Origin of the sequence: Nocardioides sp. zg-DK7169 (assembly GCF_013155365.1) — a bacterium.
Lineage (GTDB): Bacteria > Actinomycetota > Actinomycetes > Propionibacteriales > Nocardioidaceae > Nocardioides.
In genome coordinates this window covers 82722-101105 of the sequence record NZ_JABJRA010000006.1, presented here as the reverse complement: position 1 = coordinate 101105, position 18384 = coordinate 82722, and the positions used below count along the sequence as shown (strand labels likewise).

Below are 18384 nucleotides of genomic sequence, written 5' to 3'. Positions count from 1 at the left end.
TGAACCGATTCCAGTGTCGCGGGGAAAATCCCGCTCCCTCAAGGGGCCCCTCCCGCGAGGATCGCCCGGACGTGACGCCGGCCCGCTCCCCCGCCGTACGGCGGGGAGGCGGACACGCGGCGCCGCCAGCGCGCTCAGAGCAGCAGGATCAGCAGCACGACCACGACGAGGACCAGCGCCAGGACTGCAATGGTGCGAGTGTTCACAGGTGAGCTCCTTCTCCGGGGCCTCGGTCGAGGCCGATGAGACTCGATAACCCGAACGGGCGAGGGCAAACGGGTAGGCGTTCGCCGGTGGGAGGCCGACGCGCCTCACCCCTTCGGCCGGTAGTCCTCCGGCTCGTCCTCGATCATGTAGTTGGGGTTCTCGCGGATCCGCTCGACGGTCCGCTCGAGCCAGGCGGTGTCGTTGGTCTCGATGTCGCGGTCGGCGAGCTGCTCGCGCAGGTAGGTCAGCAGGTCCGTCTCGCCCGCGTCCCTGACCATGGACGTCGCGTCCACTGCCGCCTGGAGGTTGGAGTCGTAGGTCGCCACGGGGTCTCGCTCTCGGTCGGGGACGTTTCCGCGTCGTTACCCGCCCGCCCCGTCGCGGACACCTGGCCCGCCCGCCGGACCGACGGCCCGGTCGTCGCTGGACCGGTCGTCGCTGAACCGGGCGGGGCGACCGGCCTTGCGCGCCCGGGTCGCCTCCTCGAAGTTGTCGGTCAGCAGCCGCAGGTAGAGCTGGCCGATCCCCTCCACCGGCATGTGGCTCTCCAGGGAACCCGCGGCGATCCCGGCGTGCAGCGTCCGCTTGGTGAGCTCGATGCCCGGCTGGGAGAGCGCAGCGATCCGCTCGCCGATCGCCACCGCCTCGGCGACCACCGGGTCGACCACCCGGGAGACCAGCCCGATCCTCCCGGCCTCGGCCGCGTCCACGTCGCGACCGGTGAACATCAGGTCGGCCGCGTGGCTGAAGCCCACCGCGCGCGGCAGGAGGTAGCTGAGCCCGAGCTCGCTGGCGGTGAGGCCGTTGTTGATCCCCGCGGCGCGGAAGTACGCCGTGCTCCCGGCGATCCGCAGGTCGCAGGCCAGCGCCAGGCACAGCCCGCCGCCGATCGCCGCACCGTTCACGGCCGCGATCACGGGCTGGTGCAGCCGGCGCAGCGTGCCCACGACGTCCTCGAGCATCTCCAGCGAGCGCAGGGCGTACGCCGGGCGCGGCAGGCCGGCGGCGTACGGCGGGCGTCCCGCGGACTCCTGGTCGGCCCCGGAGCAGAACGCCGCCCCCGCGCCGGTGAGGACCACCGCGCGGACGGTGTTGTCGCGCCCGAGCTCCACGAGCCGGTCGCGCACGGGGACCATCACGTCGAAGGCCATCGCGTTCATCCGCTCCGGGCGGTTCAGCGTCACGACCGCCACCCCGGGCGAGGGGCGGTCCACCTCGGCGAAGGAGGTCACGAGCCGACCTCCGCGCCGCGGTCGGCGCCGGTCCGGGAGGCAGCCGCGGGGGCAGCGAGGGAGTCCGCAAGGTCGCGGGCCCGGCGGTGGTCGGCCTTGCCGGTGACGTGGCGCGGGACCTCGGCGACGACGTGCACGGTGCGCGGGACCTTGTAGCCGGAGAGCCGGGTGCGCAGGTGGCGGCGCACGTCCTCGACGTCGAGCGCGGCCCCGGGGCGCGGCTGGAGCAGCGCGGCGACCTGCTGGCCGTAGGTCGGGTCCGGCAGGCCCAGGACGATCGCGTCGAACACGGCCGGGTGCGACTTGAGCGCGACCTCGACCTCCTCGGGATAGACCTTCTCGCCGCCCGTGTTGATGCACCCCGAGCCGCGGCCGAGCAGGGTCAGGCGGCGCCCGGGCTCGATCTGCACGTAGTCGCCGGGCACCGCGTGCCGCACGCCGTCGATGGTGCGGAAGACCCGCGCGGTCTTCTCGGGGTCGCCGAGGTAGCCCAGCGGGATGCTGCCGCGCCGCGCCATCCGGCCGGTCGCGCCCACGTCGGCGTCCAGGTCGAGGACCCGGTCCTCCTCGTCGATCACGACCGTCTCCGGCCCGACCTCGACCAGGCTGCCCTTGTCGGCGAGGGTCTCGGTCCGGATCCGGCCGTTGCCGGTCATGCCGGTCTCGGAGGAGCCGATGACGTCGAGCACCACCACGTCGGGCAGCGCGTGCAGCCAGCGCTCCTTGACCTCCACCGAGAAGATCGCGGCCGCACTGGTCACGGTGGCCAGGGAGGAGGCGTCGTACCGGCCGCGCTCGTGCTCCTCGATGAGCGGGCGCGCCATCGCGTCGCCGATGAGGGAGAGCGTGTTGACCCGCTCGGCCTCGACGGTGGCCCAGACCTGCGCCGGGTCGAACTTCGCGAGCAGCACGTTGGTGTGACCGCCGAAGAAGCGCAGCAGCATCCCCCACTGGCCGTTGGCGTGCATGACCGGGCCGAGGTGCAGGCAGACCAGGTGCGGGCCGGCGAGCGCGGCACGGGACTGGTCGTGCTCCTCGATCGGCGCGCCGGTGACGAAGTCCAGGCCGCCGCCGAGGGTGCGCCACACGTCCTCGTGGCGCCACATCACGCCCTTCGGGTAGCCGGTGGTGCCGCCGGTGTAGACGATGTAGACGTCGTCGGGGCTGCGCGGGCCGAAGTCGCGCTCCGGCGAGCGGCCCTCGACCGCGTCCGCCCAGGCGGTCCAGCGGTACGCCGTGGGCCGGGGCTCGGTGCCGTCGGGGAGGACGACCACGTGGCGCAGCCGCTCGTGGCCGGGGACCACGCCGTCCAGCACCGGGGAGTAGCGGGCCTCGTGGACCAGCGCGACCATCCCCGAGTCACCCACGAGGTGGTCCAGCTCGGCCTCGACGTAGCGGTAGTTGACGTTGATCGGCACCGCGCGCGCCTTGAAGCAGCCGAGCATCGCCACCACGTGCTCGGCGGTGTTGCGCGCCATCAGCCCGACGTGGTCGCCCGGCCCGATCCCCGCCTCGAGCAGGTGGTGGGCGAACCGGTTCGCGGCGGCCTCGAGCTCGGCGTAGGTGAGCCGGGTCTGCCCGGCGACCAGCGCCAGCCGGTCGGGGACGACGTCCACGGCGTGCTCGACGAGGTCGGCGATGTGAAGTGCCATGCCGCGGACGCTCGTGGCGGGTTGTGCACTGTGTCACACTCGGTCCCGCTGGCTGGAACCTGGAGGAGCCGATGGACGAGGCCGAGGCGCGGACTCCCGCCCCGAGCCGCCCCGGCATGGTCGAGCGCCTGACCCTGGTCCTCGACGCGTTCGCGACCGGCCCGGACCACCTGCTGCTGGAGGAGGTCGCCGCGCGGGCCGGACTGCCGCGCTCCACGTCGTACCGGCTGCTGGCGGAGCTGACCCGGATGCGCTGGCTGGAGCACGGCCCGCACGGCTACGCCCTCGGGCCGCGCGCGCACCGGCTCGGGCGGCGGGTGCAGAGCAGCGTGCCGCTGCGCGCCGCCGCGGCCGGCGCGCTCCACGAGCTGCACGCCGCGACGTCCGCGGTCGTCCACCTCACCGTGCTCGAGGGCGGCAGCGTGGAGGTGCTGGACAAGGTGGGCGGGCTCGCGGGCTCCGACATCCCGTCCGCCGTCGGCACCCGCTACCGCGCCGAGGACGCAGTCGCCGGCCGCGCGATGCTCGCCGCGCTCGCCCCCGAGCAGGTCGACCGGCTGCTCGCCGGCGGCCGGGCCAGCAGCGACCTGCACCGGCGCCTGCACGCCATCCGGCAGCGCCGCGGGCTGGCGATCACCAGCGACGACATGCCCTGGGACCTGCGCGGGGTGGGCGCCGCGATCGTCGGCCCGGACGGCCCGGTGGGGGCGATCTCGGTGGGGCTGCCCGGACGCAGCGCACCCGTCGAGCGGTTCGTGCCGATGCTCGCGCGCGCGGTGCGGATCACCTCCCGGCGCCTTCTCGACGTACGCCACGATGCGGAGCGATTCACCTCGGGGCTTTAAGATCGGCGCGGCCCTTCTGGGTCCCTCGCCCCGATCGGAAGTGACTCCCCACCTGATGTCTGAGACCAAGTCCGCCAACCTGCGCAACGTTGCGATCGTCGCGCACGTCGACCACGGCAAGACCACGCTGGTCGATGCGATGCTCCGCCAGGCGGGCGCCTTCTCCGAGCACGAGGCCGAGAGCGTCGCCGACCGCGTGATGGACTCCGGCGACCTCGAGCGCGAGAAGGGCATCACCATCCTCGCGAAGAACACCGCGATCCACTACAACGGCGCGTCGGCCCCCGAGGGCATGACGATCAACATCATCGACACCCCCGGCCACGCCGACTTCGGTGGCGAGGTCGAGCGCGGCCTGTCGATGGTCGACGGCATCGTGCTGCTCGTGGACGCCTCCGAGGGCCCGCTGCCGCAGACGCGCTTCGTGCTGCGCAAGGCGCTCAACGCCAAGATGCCCGTCGTCCTGGTCGTCAACAAGGTCGACCGTGGCGACGCCCGGATCTCCGAGGTCGTCGACGAGACCTACGAGCTGTTCATGGACCTGCTCGACGACACCCACGGCCAGGACGCCCTGGACTTCCCGGTCGTCTACGCCTCCGGCAAGGCCGGCATCGCGAGCCTCGAGAAGCCCGAGAACGCCACCCTGCCCGATGGCAAGGACCTCGAGCCGCTCTTCAAGACGATCATCGACACGATCCCGGCGCCGACCTACACCGAGGGCGCGCCGCTGCAGGCGCACGTCACCAACCTCGACGCCTCGCCGTTCCTCGGCCGCCTCGCGCTGGTCCGCATCCACGAGGGCACCCTGCGCAAGGGCCAGACCGTGGCCTGGATGCGCCGCGACGGCACCGTCAAGAACGTCAAGATCACCGAGCTGCTGATCACCGAGGGCCTGGACCGCAAGCCGGGCGAGACCGCCGGCCCCGGCGACATCGTCGCGATCGCCGGCATCCCCGAGATCATGATCGGCGAGACGCTGGCCGACCCGGAGAACCCGGTCGCGCTGCCGCTCATCCACGTCGACGAGCCGGCGATCTCGATGACCATCGGCACCAACACCAGCCCGCTGGTCGGCAAGGTGAAGGGCTCCAAGGTCACCGCCCGCCTGGTCAAGGACCGCCTCGACGCCGAGCTCATCGGCAACGTGTCGCTCAAGGTCCTCCCGACCGAGCGCCCCGACGCCTGGGAGGTCCAGGGCCGTGGCGAGCTGGCGCTCGCGATCCTCGTGGAGCAGATGCGCCGCGAGGGCTACGAGCTCACCGTCGGCAAGCCGCAGGTGGTCACCAAGGAGATCGACGGCAAGATCCACGAGCCGATCGAGCGCCTGACCATCGACGCCCCCGAGGAGCACCTCGGCGCGATCACCGAGCTGCTCGCCGCCCGCAAGGGCCGCATGGAGGGCATGACCAACCACGGCACCGGCTGGGTCCGCATGGAGTTCATCGTCCCGGCGCGCGGCCTGATCGGCTTCCGCACCGAGTTCCTCACCGAGACCCGCGGCACCGGCATCGCCCACCACATCTCCGAGGGCTACGACCGCTGGGCCGGCGAGATCCGCTCGCGCAACAACGGCTCGCTGGTGGCGGACCGCAAGGGTGCGGCCACGGCGTACGCCATGACCTCGCTGCAGGAGCGCGGCACCCTGTTCGTCGAGCCGACGACCGAGGTCTACGAGGGCATGATCGTCGGCGAGAACTCCCGCGCCGACGACATGGACGTCAACATCACCAAGGAGAAGCAGCAGACCAACATCCGGTCCGCCACCTCCGACAACTTCGAGAAGCTGATCCCGCCGCGCAAGCTCTCCCTCGAGCAGTGCCTGGAGTTCTGCCGCGAGGACGAGTGCGTCGAGGTCACCCCGGACGCCGTGCGCATCCGCAAGGTCGTCCTGGACGCCGGCGAGCGCGCCAAGACCGCCTCCCGCGCCCGCAAGGCCAACAAGGCCTGACCCCGCACGACAACGAAGGGCCCGTCCCGCAGCTTCGGCTGCGGGGCGGGCCCTTCGTCGTTGAATCGAGACTTCTGAGGGTCGAGTCGAGAGTTTCGACCGGTCGAGTCGAGACCTCTGTCGTACGACGAGGGGCGCGACACCCCGTCACCCCCCGGGTCAGCCCACGCGCAGCACCGTGACGGCGAAGTCGGACTCGTCGGTGAACGGGTCCAGGTGCCAGGTGGCGAAGCGCTGCTCGACCCGCGCCACCCCCTCGCGGGCGAGGTCGGCCAGGTCGGCGTCGTACCGCTCGAAGGGGTAGGCCTCGTCGCGGCGGAAGCCGACCACGACGCGGCCGCCTGGCCGGACCACCGCGCAGAGGTTGGCGAGCACCCGGCGCTCGGTGCCCGGCGCGAGGAACACCATCACGTTGCCCGCGCAGACCACGAGGTCGACCGGCTCTCCGCCCACGTCGGCGAGCTCCAGCTCGCTGAGGTCGACGACGCCGTACGTCGGCCCGGGGTGGTCGACGCGGGCGGCCTCGATCAGCACCGGGTCCGCGTCCAGTCCGACCACGGTGTGGCCGCGGGCAGCGAGCTCGCCGGAGAGCCGGCCGGCTCCGCACCCGGCGTCGAGGATCCGCGCCCCGCGCTCGACCATCGCGTCGACGAAGCGAGCCTCCCCCGCCAGGTCGGCGCCCTCGGCGGCCAGGGCGCGGAAGCGCTCGACGTACCACTGCGAGTGGCCGTCCTTGGTGTCGGTGAACCAACGGGGACGGGGGCTGGACTGCTCGGTCATGTCCCCATCCTCGCCGCCCCGTGCGACCGGGCCGCACTGCCCCCTCGGTCGAGTCGAGACGTCACGCCGTACGACGAGGCGAAGCCGAGCGCGACCGTCAGAACTCTCGACTCGACCGGTCAGAGGTCTCGACTCGACCGTCAGAAGTCTCGACTCGCCGCACCACAAGAGCCGACTCGGCGCGCCACACGGGCCGACTCGGCGAAGGCGGGGGTCAGCGGGGAAGCTGGCCGTCGTCGACCTTGATGACGGTGCCGGTGACGAACTCCGAGACCGGGGAGACCAGGTAGAGCAGGGTGCCCTCGAGGTCGGCGCCGTGGCCCATCCGCTTGCGCGGGAAGGACTCCGACATGTCGCCGACGCGGGAGATCAGGCCGTCCATCATCTCGGAGTGGAAGGAGCCGGGCGCGATGCCGTTGACGTTGATCGGGTAGCGCGCCCACTCCATCGCCAGCGCCTCGGTCATCCGGTTCAGCCCGGCCTTGGTGACCGAGTAGAGCGCGGCGGCGTTGCCGGCGGTGTAGTAGCCGGACATGGAGGACACGTTGACGATCCGACCCGGGCGCCCGGTCGCGATCCAGCGCCGGCCCGCCTCGGTCGCGAGCAGCCACGGCCCACGCAGGTTGGTCTCCAGCACCGCGTCGACCAGCTCCAGCGGCATCTTGTGCGCGCGGCGGGCGTCCGGGATACCGGCGTTGTTGACCACGATGTCCAGCCCGCCCAGCACCTCCTCGGCGCGGTCCACCGCGGCCACGACCGCCGCCGGGTCGCGTACGTCGAGCGTCACGGCGAGCGCCTTGCCACCGGCCGCCCCGATCTCCGCGACCACCTCGTCCAGCGGCTCCCGGCGCCGTCCGCACACCGCGACCGCGGCGCCGGCGCGGGCCAGGGACAGCGCGAACGCGCGCCCCAGCCCGCTGCCGGCCCCGGTCACGAGCGCGACCTGGCCACCGAGCAGTGCCTCGTCGTGCTCGCTCACGCTCACGCCTTCCAGGCCCCGCCGAGCAGCATGATGCTGTCGATGCTCGGCACGATGCCGTGGACGTCCTCGCCCCAGGCGTTCCACTCCGGGGTGGCGCCGAGCGGCGCGTAGGGCACGGTCTCGTTCCACTGCTCCTGGATCTGCTCCAGCACGCCCTGCTGCTCGTCGGGGCTGCCCGCGGCGCCGAGCTCCTCGATCAGCCGGTCCAGCTCGGGGTCGGAGGAGGCGCCGGAGTTGCCCCGGGCGCTGCTGTGCACCTTCTCGTAGAGCTCGGGGTAGACCGCCCGGTCGGGCATCCCGAAGCTCCAGATCACCATGTCGAAGTCGTTGGTGACGTAGATGTCGTTGACCAGGTCGGTCACCGAGGGCACGTAGTCGAGGGAGACCTCGAGGCCGACCTCGCTGAGCAGGCCCTGCAGGGTGACGCCCATCGTCTCCGACACCTTCGCGACGCCCTTGAAGCTGATGGTGCCGTCGAAGCCGTCGGCCTTCGCGGCCTCGACGAGCTCCTTGGCCTTCTCCACGTCGTGCTCCAGCGGCTCGGCCTCGAGGTCCCAGCGGGAGAGGTCGTTGAGGATGCCGGTGGACACCAGGCCCACGCCCTCGGCGGTGCGCTGGTTGATCACGTCGACGTCGAGCGCGTGCATCAGCGCCTGGCGGATCCGGACGTCCTCGGTGGCGCTGCCCTCGCGGTGGTTGAGCAGCAGGCCGCGCGAGATGCTGCCGATCTCCATGAACCCGCCGTACCCGTCCTCGAGCGCCTCCTTGGCGGTCGGCGCCTCACGCAGGTAGGCCATGTCGGCCTCGCCGTTGCGCAGCACGTCGAGGCGGCCGGACTCCGCGGAGATCGGGAAGAACCGCAGCGACTCCAGCGGCGGCTCGCCGCCCCAGTAGTCCTCGCGGGCGGTGAGGAGCAGCTCCTCCTGCGGCGTGTACCGCTCCTGCACGTAGGGGCCGGCGCCGATCGGGGTGAACCGCTCCCCCTGGTCGGAGCCCTTGCCCACCACCATGCCGGGCCCGGTGGACAGCAGGTAGCCGAAGTCGGCCCACGGCCGGGTCAGCTCGAAGCGCACGGTGCGCGCGTCGCTCGCCGTCCAGGACCGTACGGCGTGGGTCAGGAAGGAGACCTGTCCCCCGCCCTTCTCCACGTAGCGGTCCAGGCTCCACACGACGGCGTCCGCATCGAGCGGCGTGCCGTCGCTGAAGGTGACGCCGTCGCGCAGGGTGAGCGTCCACTCGTCCTGGGCCTCGTTGGCCTCCAGGCCCTCGGCCAGCTGCGGCACGTAGGTCTCGGAGTCCTGGTCGTAGCGCACCAGCAGGTCGAAGACGGCCGCCATCTCGGTGCCGCCGCTGCTGCCGTTGGCGATCGTCTGCACCGGGTCGAGGACCCGCGCCTCGGAGTAGGTCACCACCTCGAGCCGACCGCCCCGGGTCGGCTCGCCGGAGTCGTCGGGCTCCACCACGAAGCCGTTCGCGAACTCCGCGGGCGCACCCGTGTCCTGCTTCTCCTCGGTGTCGGTGCCACCGCAGCCGGCCAGCACCAGGCTGGCGGCCACCAGGCCGGCGAGGAGCGTCCCCGTACGTCGTCTCATCTGCGTCCCATCTCCGTGGCGCGCGCGGCAACCCGCGAGCGCGATCCGTCACTCACAGGCGCGACCACTCCGGCCGGCCACCGTCCTTGAAGCCGGCGAAGGCGCGCTCGAGCTCGCCGCTGCCGACGCACATGATCTGCGTGCGGTTCTCCATGTCGAGGGCGTGGCGCAGCGACGGCGCGTCGATGGTCTGCCACATCGTCTCCTTGGTCATCCACACCCCGAGCGCGGAGTTCTCCGCGACCTGGCGGGCCGTGGCCAGCGCCCGGTCGACCACCGTGCCGTCGTCGACGACGTCGACGACCAGGCCCAGGTCGCGGGCCTCCTCGGCGTCGAAGACCCGCCCGGTGAGCATCAGCTCGGCCGCGCGGGACGCCCCGACCAGGCGGGGCAGGAAGTAGCTGGTGCCCATGTCGGCGTTGGAGATCCCGTGCCGGATGAAGACCGCCCCGAACCGGGCGCTGCGCGCGGCCACCCGGATGTCGCAGGCCAGGCTGAGGGAGAAGCCGCCGCCGACCGCGACGCCGTTGACCGCGGCGATCACCGGCACCCGCATCCGGTGCACCAGCTCGTGCACCTTCACGATCGCCTCCTGCTGGCCGAGCAGGTGGGCGACCTTGTTCTGGTCCGGGCGCGGCTGGTCGCGCCGGGCGTCGTCGGCGGACTTGATCTCCGCACCCGAGCAGAAGCCGCGACCGGCGCCGGTGAGCACCACGGTGCGCACCGCGGGCGAGGCGTTCAGCTCGCTGAGCACGTCGTGGAGCTCGGCGACCATGCTGAGCGCCATCGCGTTCAGGGTCTGCGGGCGGTTCAGGGTGACCACCACGTGGCCGGGCTCGGCCTCCTCGACCAGGACGTCAGACATGGCTGGCTCCTGCCCCGGCTACTGCCCCGGCGCCGACTGGGGCTCCGGGGGCGGGCAGGTCCGCCAGCCGGGCGACCTCGTCGCTGTGGTGGTCGGCGGTGCCGTGCACCGCGCCCAGGCTGAGGGAGCGCTTGAGGTAGCGGTGCAGCGGGTGCTCCCAGGTGAAGCCGATGCCGCCGTGCACCTGGAGGGTGTCCTCCAGGCACGACAGCGCGCGCCCGCGGGCGTGGACCGAGGCCAGGCTGACCGCCAGGTCGACCTCGTCCTCGGGCAGCTCGTCCGCGGCGTCGAGGGCCGCGGCGGCGTGCAGCGTGACCGCGCGGGCCTGCTGGAGGTCGATCCACATCCGCGCCACCAGGTGGCGCAGCGACTGGTAGCTGCCGAGCTCGCGCCCGAACTGGCGTCGTACGCCGAGGTGCGCGGTGCTCGCCTCGACGGCCCACTCCATCGCGCCCACCTGCTCGGCCGCGACGGCGACGACGGCGGCGCGGATCGCGCGGCGTACCGCCTGCTGCGCCGCGGCGCCGCGGGCGAGCAGGACCGCCGGGGCGGCGTCGAGCTCGACCACGCTCACCGGGCGGGTCTCGTCGAGGCTGGTCTCGCGGGTGACGGTGACGCCAGCGCTGCCGGTGACCAGCGCGACGGCGTAGCGGCCGTCGGCGTCGCGCACCGGTACGACGAGGCGGTCGGCCTCCCCCGCGCCGAGCACGCCGGCGACCCGGCCGTGCAGGACCGCGGCGCCGTCGGCCCGCTCCTCGAGGCGCGCCGCGGGGTCCCCGGACACGCTGGTGGCGGGGAGCACCACGGTCGCGACCGCGGCGCCCTCCGCGAGCTCGGCCACGAGCTCGGCCAGGGTGTCCGCCGCGGCGGGCGAGCCGTCGGTGAGCCCGGTGAGCCCGGTGAGCACCGTGGTCGCGGTGACCGCGCTGGTCAGGTACGGCACGGTGACCAGGTCGCGACCGAGCGCCTGGGCGACGGCGGCCGCCTCGCGCATGCCGGCGCCGGCCCCGCCGTACGCCTCGGGCACCAGCAGGCCGGCGACGCCGAGCCGGGCGCCGATCCGCTCCCAGGCGTCCGGAGCGCTGGCGCCCGGGGTCCAGCCCCGGGCCACGGCGCGGACCTGCTCGGCCAGCGCGGTGGCGTCCTCGCTCTCGATCAGGGACAGGGCGCTCATCGGGGGATCTCCAGCCATGGCGTCTCCTTGGGGAGGGCGGGTTCGCGGGGCAGGCCGAGCACCCGGTCGGCGATCTGGCTCAGCAGGATCTGGGTGGTGCCGCCCTCGATGCTCATCGGGCGCGAGCGCAGGTAGTGGTAGCCGGCGACCCGCTCCTCGCGGGGCGGGGCGAGGTCGGGGTCCCACTCGTCGTAGCGCAGCGCCGCCTCGGGATCGAGCTGTGCGCGGACCCGGGCGACGAGCTGGGTGGTCTCGGCGTGCTGGACCTTCGCGCCGGAGCCCTCGAGCCCGGGGCGGCCGGTCGCGGCGAGCTGGCGGATGCGCTCGTTGGCGAGGCGCACCGCCTCGGCCCGGATCCAGGCGTCCACGACGCGGCCGTGCAGCTGCGGGGTGCGCAGGTCCGGGCGCTCGCGCCACAGCTGGGCGAGCCAGCCGATGTGGCCGTCCTCGCGGGGCGCGGGGCGCGCGCCGAGGGCGGCACGCTCGTTGAGCAGCGTGGTGCGGGCGACGTCCCAGCCGCGTCCGCGGGCGTCGAGGCGCGCGGAGTCGGGGATCCTCACGTCGCTCAGGAAGACCTCGTTGAACTCCTGGCCGCCGGTGGCCTGGCGCAGCGGGCGCACCTCGACGCCGGGGTCGTGCATGTCGATGACGAACATCGTCATGCCCTGGTGCTTCGGGAGCTCGGGGTCAGTGCGGGCGAGCAGCAGGCCCCAGCGGGCACGGTGGGCGTAGGAGGTCCACACCTTCTGACCGTTGACCACCCAGGTGTCGCCGTCGAGCACGGCGCGGGTCGCGAGGCCGGCCAGGTCGGAGCCGGCGCCGGGCTCGCTGAAGAGCTGGCACCAGATCTCCTCCGCCGTCCAGGCCGGGCGGAAGTGGCGCTCCTGGAGCGCGCGGGTGCCGTGCGCCAGCAGGGTCGGCACGGCGGTGCCGGTCCCGAGCGGGTTGCGGTACGGCGCGGGGGCGGGCACGCCCGCTGCGACCAGCAGCTCCTCGAGGCGGGACTGCCAGACCGCGGAGATCCCCAGGCCGCCCAGCCCCTCGGGGTGGTGCACGAAGGCCAGCCCCGCGTCGTACCGCGCACCGAGCAGGTCGGGTGAGTCGGGACCGTGCTCGGCGACCAGGGCGTCCACCCGGGCGCGCAGCAGGGTCTCCACGTCCGTGTCCGGTCTCGGCTCGGGGGCAGCGGTCATCGCGATGGGCTCCTCGGGGGTGTGCGGCCGACACGCCTGAACGGAGCGGCCACTTTGACTAGACAAAGTCATGTGATGGGGACAACATGCAGCCCGAGGGATGGTGGTGTCAATCACCTCGTCCCATCCGACTGCTGCGAGCGCCGACCCGGCACCCGGACCGCCACGACGAGGAGCCCGATGTACCCCCGAACGCATGCCCTGGCCCACCCGGACAAGCCGGCCGTCGTGATGGAGACCGGCGAGGTGGTCACCTACGCCGAGCTGGAGCAGCGCTCCAACCAGCTGGCCCGGCTGCTGCGCGCCCGCGGACTGCGCCCCGGCGACCAGGTGTCGATCTGGACCGAGAACCACCCGCGCTACTACGAGGTCTACTGGGCCGCGATCCGCTCGGGGCTCTACGTCACCGGCGTCAACCGGCACGCGACGGCGGAGGAGGCGGCGTACATCCTGGAGGACTCCGGCACCCGCGCGCTGATCACGTCGGCCGCGATGGCCGAGCGCGCCGCCGCCGTGCGCGAGCTGGTCCCGGGCTGCGCCACCTGGCTGGCCTTCGACGGCCCGGTCGAGGGCCATGAGTCCTACGAGGACGCGATCGCCGGGGAGTCCGGCGAGCCGCTCGAGGAGGAGCCGCGCGGCGAGGTGATGCTCTACTCCTCCGGCACCACCGGGCGACCCAAGGGCATCCGGCGACCGCTGTGCGGGCTGCGCGTCGACGACCCCGCGGCGACGCGGACCTCGGCGATCACCGGGCCGCTGCTCGGCATGGGCGCGGACTCGGTCTACCTGATGCCGGCGCCGCTGTACCACGCCGCGGCGCTGCAGTTCTCGGTCGCGACCCAGGAGCTCGGCGGCACCGTGGTGGTGATGACGAAGTTCGACGCCGAGCGGTTCCTGCGCCTGGTCGAGGAGCACCGCGTCACCCACACCCAGGTGGTCCCGACGATGATGGTGCGGATGCTCAAGCTGCCCGACGAGGCGCGGCTGCGCCACGACACCTCCAGCCTGCGCTCCTTCCTGCACGCCGCCGCGCCCTGCCCGCCGGAGGTCAAGCGGCGCACCATCGAGTGGCTCGGCCCGATCGTCGATGAGTACTACGGCGGCAGCGAGGGCAACGGGATGACCTTCATCAACAGCCGGCAGTGGCTGGAGCACCCCGGCTCGGTCGGGCGCCCAGTGCTCGGCGCGATCCGGATCTGCGACGACGCGGGCCGCGAGCTGCCCACCGGCGAGGCCGGGACCGTGTTCTTCGAGCGGGACAAGACGCCGTTCGAGTACCACAACGCCGCGGAGAAGACCGCCCAGTCGCGCCACCCCGAGCACCCGACCTGGTCCGCGGTCGGCGACCTGGGCTACCTCGACGCCGACGGCTACCTCTACCTGACCGACCGCAAGGCGTTCACGATCATCTCCGGCGGCGTGAACATCTACCCCGCCGAGATCGAGGCCTGCCTGGTGATGCACCCGGCCGTCGACGACGTCGTGGTCTTCGGGCTGCCCGACGAGGAGATGGGCGAGTACGTCCACGCGCTCGTGCAGCCCACCGACCCCGCGGCCGCCGGCCCGGACCTGGTGCAGGAGCTGCGCGACCACGTCCGCGCCCACCTCGCCGGCTTCAAGGTCCCGCGGGTCGTGGAGTTCCGCGACATCCCGCGCCTGGCCACCGGCAAGGTGCAGACCGGCAAGCTGCGCCAGGAGCGGATCGACCGGGCCGGGGCGTCCGCCTGAGGGAGGCAACCGGTTGAGTCGAGACTTCTGACGCTCGAATCGAGGGTCGTGACCGGTCGAGTCGAGACTTGTGACGGTCGAGTCGAGGGTGGTCGCGCCACGAGCGCCGACTCGCCGCGCCACAAGGGCCGACTCGCCGCGCCACAAGGGCCGACTCGCCGCGCCACAAGCGCCGACTCGGCGGGGTGGGGGCGGCCGTACTGTGTCGGTGAGCCGGGTCACAGGACCCGGGACGACCGTGCCAGGAGCTGCTCGATGACCGCACCCGCCACCTCCGACCTCGTCCAGCAGGCCCGCCAGCACGCGCTCGGCGACCTGCCGCGCCGCACCGCGCAGCGCTTCCCCGCCAAGACCGCGATCGTCGACGGGTCCGTCGAGCTCACCTTCGCCGGGCTCGACGCCGTCGTGGACCGTACGGCGGCCGCCCTCACCGCAGCCGGGCTCGAGAAGGGCGACCGGCTGGCGCTGCTGTGCCACAACTGCTGGCAGTTCGCGGTCCTCGACTTCGCCGCCGCCCGGGTGGGCGTCGTGCTGGTCCCGGTCAACTTCATGCTGGGCGGCGCCGAGGTCGCCTACATCCTCGAGCACGCGGGCGCCCGCGGGTTCGTGGTCGAGGACGCCCTGGTGCCGGTGGCGCGGGAGGCGCTGGACGCCGCAGAGGGCGACGTACCGGTGCGGGCCGTCGTACGACTGGGTGGCGGGGAGGTGCCCGCGGGCTGGGCGGACGCGCAGGAGTGGTTCGACCACGACGGCGCTCCCCCGGCGGTGGCCGTGCACGACGACGACCCGGTGCGGCTGATGTACACCTCCGGCACCGAGTCGCGACCGAAGGGCACGCAGCTGAGCAGCCGGGCCTTGATGTGGCAGTACGTCTCGTGCGCGCTCGACGGCGGGATGGACGCCGACGACGTCGACCTGCACACGCTGCCGCTCTACCACTGCGCGCAGCTGGACTGCTTCCTCGGCCCGGACGTCTACCTCGGCGCGACCAGCGTGATCCTGCCCGGGCCGGACCCGGCGGCGATCCTGCGCACGATCGCCGAGCGGCGGGTCACGAAGTTCTTCGCGCCGCCGACGGTGTGGATCTCGCTGCTGCGCCACCCCGACTTCGACACCACCGACCTGAGCTCGCTGCGCAAGGGCTACTACGGCGCCTCGCCGATGCCGGTCGAGGTGCTCAAGGAGATCCAGTCGCGGCTGCCCGGGGTGTCGCTGTGGAACTTCTACGGCCAGACCGAGATGTCGCCGCTCGCCACGATCCTGGGCCCCGAGGAGCAGATCGCGTACGCCGGGTCCGCCGGCCGCGCGGCGCTCAACGTCGAGACGCGCATCGTCGACGACCGTGACGTACCGGTGCCGACCGGGACCGTCGGGGAGATCGTGCACCGCTCACCGCACGCCACGCTGGGCTACCACGCGGACGAGGCGAAGACCGCCGAGGCGTTCCGCGGCGGGTGGTTCCACTCCGGGGACCTCGGCTACGTCGACGACACCGGCCACCTCTACGTCGTGGACCGCAAGAAGGACATGATCAAGACCGGCGGGGAGAACGTCGCCAGCCGCGAGGTCGAGGAGGCGATCTACACCCTCGACGGCGTCGCGGAGGTGGCGGTCTTCGGCGTCGACCACCCGCACTGGGTCGAGGCGGTGGCCGCGGTCGTCGTAGCGAAGCCGGGAGCGGACCTCACCCCCGAGCAGGTGCTCGAGCACAGCCGCACGGTGCTGGCGCACTACAAGGCGCCGAAGTACGTCGTGATCGCCGACGCCCTGCCCAAGAACCCCTCGGGCAAGATCGTCAAGCGCACCCTGCGTCAGGAGCACGCCGACCTGGCGCGCGGGGCGAGCGCCTGAGGCGTCGCGCCTCAGGCGAACGGGCTGGGCGCGGGGGTACGCCGGGGCTCGGCGTGGGCCGGCCTGGCGGCGGGCTCCTTGACCGCCTGCCACAGGAACAGGCCCATGATCGCGACGACGCTGAAGGCGACGACGGCGATGAACCCGGCCCACCAGACCGCCCCGAACTCGAAGCTTCCGGGGTTCATCTCGTTGGCGACGACGGCCAGGTCGTCGACGGCGGTCACGGCGTGCTCCTGCTGCGTGGGTGGTCCGCTGGGACTGCCGGCCGGTGCCGGCGCGCCCAGCATCCCGGCGCACCGCGGGGTGCGGCGAGGGCCGTAGGTCCGCAGGACACGGGACCTCGGTCCGCCCGGGTCCGCCCCGCCGGCGCCCCGCCGGCGGGGCGCCGCAGGCCGGCTCAGCCGCCCGCGACCACCGACGGCGCCAGCGCGAGGTCCGGGACCAGCTCGGCCAGCAGCGCGCGCACCCGCGCGTCGATGTCGGCCACGATCCGGCGTACCGTCGCGGGGTCCTGGCCCCCGGGGTCGGCGACCGGCCAGTCGACGTAGCGCACCCCCGGCACGAAGGGGCACTCCTCGCCGCAGCCCAGCGTGATCGCCAGGTCGCTCGCGGCGATCGTCTCGCGGGTGAGCAGCTCGGGCACCTCGCGGGAGACGTCGAGGCCCAGGTCGCTCAGCGCCGCGGCGACCTCGGGGTGGATGTGCTCCCCCGGCTGGGTCCCCGCGGAGCGGGCGACGACCCGACCCTGCGCGTAGTGCTCGGTCAGCACCCGCCCGATCACCGAGCGGCCGCCGTTGCGCACGCAGGCGAAGACCACCTGCGGGACCTCGCCGCTCATCGCCGCCCTCCTCCCGCCACCGTGTCGGGGAAGAAGCGGCGCGCCCACAGCGCGACGTACACCAGGCCGACGAGGACCGGCACCTCGATCAGCGGCCCGACGACCCCGGCGAGCGCCTGGCCCGAGGAGACCCCGAAGACGCCGATGGCGACCGCGATCGCGAGCTCGAAGTTGTTGCCGGCGGCGGTGAAGGAGACGGCCGTGGCGCGCGGGTAGTCCAGCCCGATCGCGCGGGTGAGCAGCATCGAGCCGCCCCACATGAGGGCGAAGTACGCCAGCAGCGGCAGCGCGATCCGGGCGACGTCGAGCGGCTGCGCGGTGATCGCGTCGCCCTGGAGGGCGAAGAGCAGCACGATCGTGAACAGCAGGCCGTAGAGCGCGGTCGGGGCGAGGCGCGGGAGGAAGGTGCCCTCGTACCAGTCCCTGCCCCGCGTGCGCTCGCCGAGCACCCGGGTGAGGAAGCCGGCCAGCAGCGGGATGCCGAGGAAGACCAGCACCGAGCCGGCGATCTGCCACATCGAGACGTCCAGGTCGGACTGCTCGAGGCCGAGCCAGCCCGGGAGCACCGAGAGGTAGAACCAGCCCAGCGCCGCGAACGCGACGATCTGGAACAGCGCGTTGAGCGCGACCAGCACCGCCGCGGCCTCGCGGTCACCGCACGCCAGGTCGTTCCAGATCAGCACCATCGCGATGCAGCGGGCGAGGCCGACGATGATCAGGCCGGTGCGGTACTCCGGCAGGTCCGGCAGCATCAGCCAGGCCAGCGCGAACATCAGCGCGGGGCCGAGGAGCCAGTTCAGGACGATCGAGGAGCCGAGCATCCGCCGGTCCGCGCCGACCCGGCCGACCTCGCCGTAGCGGACCTTGGCCAGCACCGGGTACATCATCACCAGCAGGCCGATCGCGATCGGCAGCGAGACGCCCTCGACCTCGACGGCGGCCAGCGCGTCGTCCAGGCCGGGTACGCCGCGGCCCAGCAGCAGGCCGGCCGCCATCGCGAGCACGATCCACAGCGGCAGCAGCCGGTCGAGGGTGGACAGGCGCTCCATGACGGCGTGCTCCGGGGCGGGCTCCTGCGTCCGGCCGGGGCTCGGGGCGTGCCCGGGGCTCGGCGCGCTCATGCGTCGGCCTCGACGAAGAGCCCGGCCAGCGTCGCGAGCGCCTCGGGGCGGGCGCGGTAGAACACCCAGGTCCCGCGCTTCTCGCGCTCCAGCAGCCCGCTGTCGTGCAGCACCTTGAGGTGGTGGCTGATGGTGGGCTGGGAGAGCTCGAAGTGCGGCGTCAGGTCGCACACGCACGCCTCGCGTCCCTCGTGGGCCAGCACCAGCGAGAGCAGCCGGAGCCGCACCGGGTCGGCGACCGCCTTCAGCAGCGGCACCACGGCGCCTGCCTGCTCGGCGTCCATCGGCTCACGGGTCAGCGGTACGCAGCGCGCGGCGGGGTCGTCGGCCAGCGGCAGCTCGAGGGAGGAGTTCGACACCCGTCGATATTGAC

Annotated in this window: 17 protein-coding genes; 4 read left to right on the top strand and 13 right to left on the bottom strand. The window is 73.1% G+C overall.

Going from position 1 to position 18384, the window contains the following annotated elements; genetic code table 11:
* Positions 1 to 311: 311 nt before the first annotated feature.
* The 3 genes from HOQ23_RS11225 to HOQ23_RS11215 are packed head-to-tail and all read right to left on the bottom strand — an operon-like array spanning position 312 to position 3091.
* Positions 312 to 533: a hypothetical protein gene (locus HOQ23_RS11225; RefSeq protein ID WP_172214688.1), complete on the bottom strand. Its 222-nt coding sequence runs from the start codon at positions 531 to 533 to the stop codon at positions 312 to 314.
* 36 nt (positions 534 to 569) lie between these two features.
* On the bottom strand, positions 570 to 1439 hold the full coding sequence (locus HOQ23_RS11220) for an enoyl-CoA hydratase (RefSeq protein WP_172214687.1): 870 nt from the start codon (positions 1437 to 1439) through the stop codon (positions 570 to 572).
* Positions 1436 to 3091 (bottom strand): acyl-CoA synthetase, encoded by a 1656-nt coding sequence (locus HOQ23_RS11215; RefSeq protein ID WP_172214686.1) that lies wholly within the window; start codon positions 3089 to 3091, stop codon positions 1436 to 1438. The genes HOQ23_RS11220 and HOQ23_RS11215 overlap by 4 nt, the downstream gene beginning before the upstream one ends.
* 71 nt (positions 3092 to 3162) lie before the next feature.
* On the opposite strand from HOQ23_RS11215, the gene HOQ23_RS11210 reads away from it, so the two are divergent.
* A complete protein-coding gene (locus HOQ23_RS11210) occupies positions 3163 to 3936 on the top strand; it encodes an IclR family transcriptional regulator (protein WP_172214685.1) in 774 nt (257 codons plus the stop codon).
* A gap of 55 nt (positions 3937 to 3991) precedes the next feature.
* Positions 3992 to 5884 (top strand): translational GTPase TypA, encoded by a 1893-nt coding sequence (gene typA, locus HOQ23_RS11205; RefSeq protein ID WP_172214684.1) that lies wholly within the window; start codon positions 3992 to 3994, stop codon positions 5882 to 5884.
* A gap of 159 nt (positions 5885 to 6043) precedes the next feature.
* Here the strand turns inward: typA and HOQ23_RS11200 are convergent, their stop codons facing one another.
* The 6 genes from HOQ23_RS11200 to HOQ23_RS11175 all read right to left on the bottom strand — a co-directional run bounded on the left by HOQ23_RS11200 (position 6044) and on the right by HOQ23_RS11175 (position 12470).
* On the bottom strand, positions 6044 to 6664 hold the full coding sequence (locus HOQ23_RS11200; RefSeq protein ID WP_172214683.1) for a bifunctional 2-polyprenyl-6-hydroxyphenol methylase/3-demethylubiquinol 3-O-methyltransferase UbiG: 621 nt from the start codon (positions 6662 to 6664) through the stop codon (positions 6044 to 6046).
* A gap of 214 nt (positions 6665 to 6878) precedes the next feature.
* A complete protein-coding gene (locus HOQ23_RS11195) occupies positions 6879 to 7643 on the bottom strand; it encodes an SDR family NAD(P)-dependent oxidoreductase (protein ID WP_367650461.1) in 765 nt (254 codons plus the stop codon).
* A 2-nt stretch (positions 7644 to 7645) separates the two neighbouring features.
* On the bottom strand, positions 7646 to 9238 hold the full coding sequence (locus HOQ23_RS11190) for an ABC transporter substrate-binding protein (RefSeq protein WP_172214681.1): 1593 nt from the start codon (positions 9236 to 9238) through the stop codon (positions 7646 to 7648).
* Positions 9239 to 9290: 52 nt separating this feature from the next.
* A complete protein-coding gene (locus HOQ23_RS11185; RefSeq protein ID WP_172214680.1) occupies positions 9291 to 10103 on the bottom strand; it encodes an enoyl-CoA hydratase/isomerase family protein in 813 nt (270 codons plus the stop codon).
* Positions 10096 to 11295, bottom strand: a complete 1200-nt coding sequence (locus tag HOQ23_RS11180; protein ID WP_172214679.1) for an acyl-CoA dehydrogenase family protein — start codon at positions 11293 to 11295, stop codon at positions 10096 to 10098. The genes HOQ23_RS11185 and HOQ23_RS11180 overlap by 8 nt, the downstream gene beginning before the upstream one ends.
* The gene (locus HOQ23_RS11175) at positions 11274 to 12470 is read right to left on the bottom strand and encodes an acyl-CoA dehydrogenase family protein (RefSeq protein WP_172214678.1); all 1197 of its coding nucleotides are present in this window, start codon (positions 12468 to 12470) and stop codon (positions 11274 to 11276) included. Before HOQ23_RS11175 ends, HOQ23_RS11180 begins: the two co-directional genes overlap by 22 nt.
* 180 nt (positions 12471 to 12650) lie before the next feature.
* Here HOQ23_RS11175 and HOQ23_RS11170 point away from each other — a divergent pair, with 180 nt between their 5' ends.
* Together HOQ23_RS11170 and HOQ23_RS11165 are read left to right on the top strand one after the other, a co-directional pair.
* Positions 12651 to 14198, top strand: a complete 1548-nt coding sequence (locus HOQ23_RS11170; protein WP_172214677.1) for an acyl-CoA synthetase — start codon at positions 12651 to 12653, stop codon at positions 14196 to 14198.
* Positions 14199 to 14453: 255 nt separating this feature from the next.
* Positions 14454 to 16049 (top strand): fatty acyl-CoA synthetase, encoded by a 1596-nt coding sequence (locus HOQ23_RS11165; RefSeq protein WP_172214676.1) that lies wholly within the window; start codon positions 14454 to 14456, stop codon positions 16047 to 16049.
* 11 nt (positions 16050 to 16060) lie between these two features.
* On the opposite strand, the gene HOQ23_RS11160 is transcribed toward HOQ23_RS11165, so the two are convergent.
* The 4 genes from HOQ23_RS11160 to HOQ23_RS11145 form a co-directional block, all read right to left on the bottom strand.
* Complete coding sequence (locus HOQ23_RS11160) at positions 16061 to 16276, bottom strand: hypothetical protein (protein ID WP_172214675.1); 216 nt, start codon at positions 16274 to 16276, stop codon at positions 16061 to 16063.
* A 173-nt stretch (positions 16277 to 16449) separates the two neighbouring features.
* Entirely contained in the window at positions 16450 to 16890 is a 441-nt protein-coding gene (locus HOQ23_RS11155) for a low molecular weight phosphatase family protein (RefSeq protein ID WP_172214674.1), read from the bottom strand.
* The gene (gene arsB, locus HOQ23_RS11150; protein WP_172214882.1) at positions 16887 to 17939 is read right to left on the bottom strand and encodes an ACR3 family arsenite efflux transporter; all 1053 of its coding nucleotides are present in this window, start codon (positions 17937 to 17939) and stop codon (positions 16887 to 16889) included. The genes HOQ23_RS11155 and arsB overlap by 4 nt, the downstream gene beginning before the upstream one ends.
* Before the next feature lie 68 nt (positions 17940 to 18007).
* Positions 18008 to 18370 carry an ArsR/SmtB family transcription factor gene (locus HOQ23_RS11145; RefSeq protein ID WP_367650460.1) on the bottom strand — a complete coding sequence of 121 codons (363 nt, stop codon included), beginning with the start codon at positions 18368 to 18370 and terminating at the stop codon, positions 18008 to 18010.
* Positions 18371 to 18384 lie beyond the last annotated feature (14 nt).

What these genes read in the sequence shown, in the direction of transcription:
- HOQ23_RS11215 (WP_172214686.1), bottom strand. Translation starts at nt 3,091, where the DNA reads ATGGCACTTCACATCGCCGACCTCGTCGAGCACGCCGTGGACGTCGTC.
- HOQ23_RS11210 (WP_172214685.1), top strand. Translation starts at nt 3,163, where the DNA reads ATGGACGAGGCCGAGGCGCGGACTCCCGCCCCGAGCCGCCCCGGCATG.
- typA (WP_172214684.1), top strand. Translation starts at nt 3,992, where the DNA reads ATGTCTGAGACCAAGTCCGCCAACCTGCGCAACGTTGCGATCGTCGCG.
- HOQ23_RS11200 (WP_172214683.1), bottom strand. Translation starts at nt 6,664, where the DNA reads ATGACCGAGCAGTCCAGCCCCCGTCCCCGTTGGTTCACCGACACCAAG.
- HOQ23_RS11190 (WP_172214681.1), bottom strand. Translation starts at nt 9,238, where the DNA reads ATGAGACGACGTACGGGGACGCTCCTCGCCGGCCTGGTGGCCGCCAGC.
- HOQ23_RS11185 (WP_172214680.1), bottom strand. Translation starts at nt 10,103, where the DNA reads ATGTCTGACGTCCTGGTCGAGGAGGCCGAGCCCGGCCACGTGGTGGTC.
- HOQ23_RS11180 (WP_172214679.1), bottom strand. Translation starts at nt 11,295, where the DNA reads ATGGCTGGAGATCCCCCGATGAGCGCCCTGTCCCTGATCGAGAGCGAG.
- HOQ23_RS11175 (WP_172214678.1), bottom strand. Translation starts at nt 12,470, where the DNA reads ATGACCGCTGCCCCCGAGCCGAGACCGGACACGGACGTGGAGACCCTG.
- HOQ23_RS11170 (WP_172214677.1), top strand. Translation starts at nt 12,651, where the DNA reads ATGTACCCCCGAACGCATGCCCTGGCCCACCCGGACAAGCCGGCCGTC.
- HOQ23_RS11165 (WP_172214676.1), top strand. Translation starts at nt 14,454, where the DNA reads ATGACCGCACCCGCCACCTCCGACCTCGTCCAGCAGGCCCGCCAGCAC.
- HOQ23_RS11155 (WP_172214674.1), bottom strand. Translation starts at nt 16,890, where the DNA reads ATGAGCGGCGAGGTCCCGCAGGTGGTCTTCGCCTGCGTGCGCAACGGC.
- arsB (WP_172214882.1), bottom strand. Translation starts at nt 17,939, where the DNA reads ATGGAGCGCCTGTCCACCCTCGACCGGCTGCTGCCGCTGTGGATCGTG.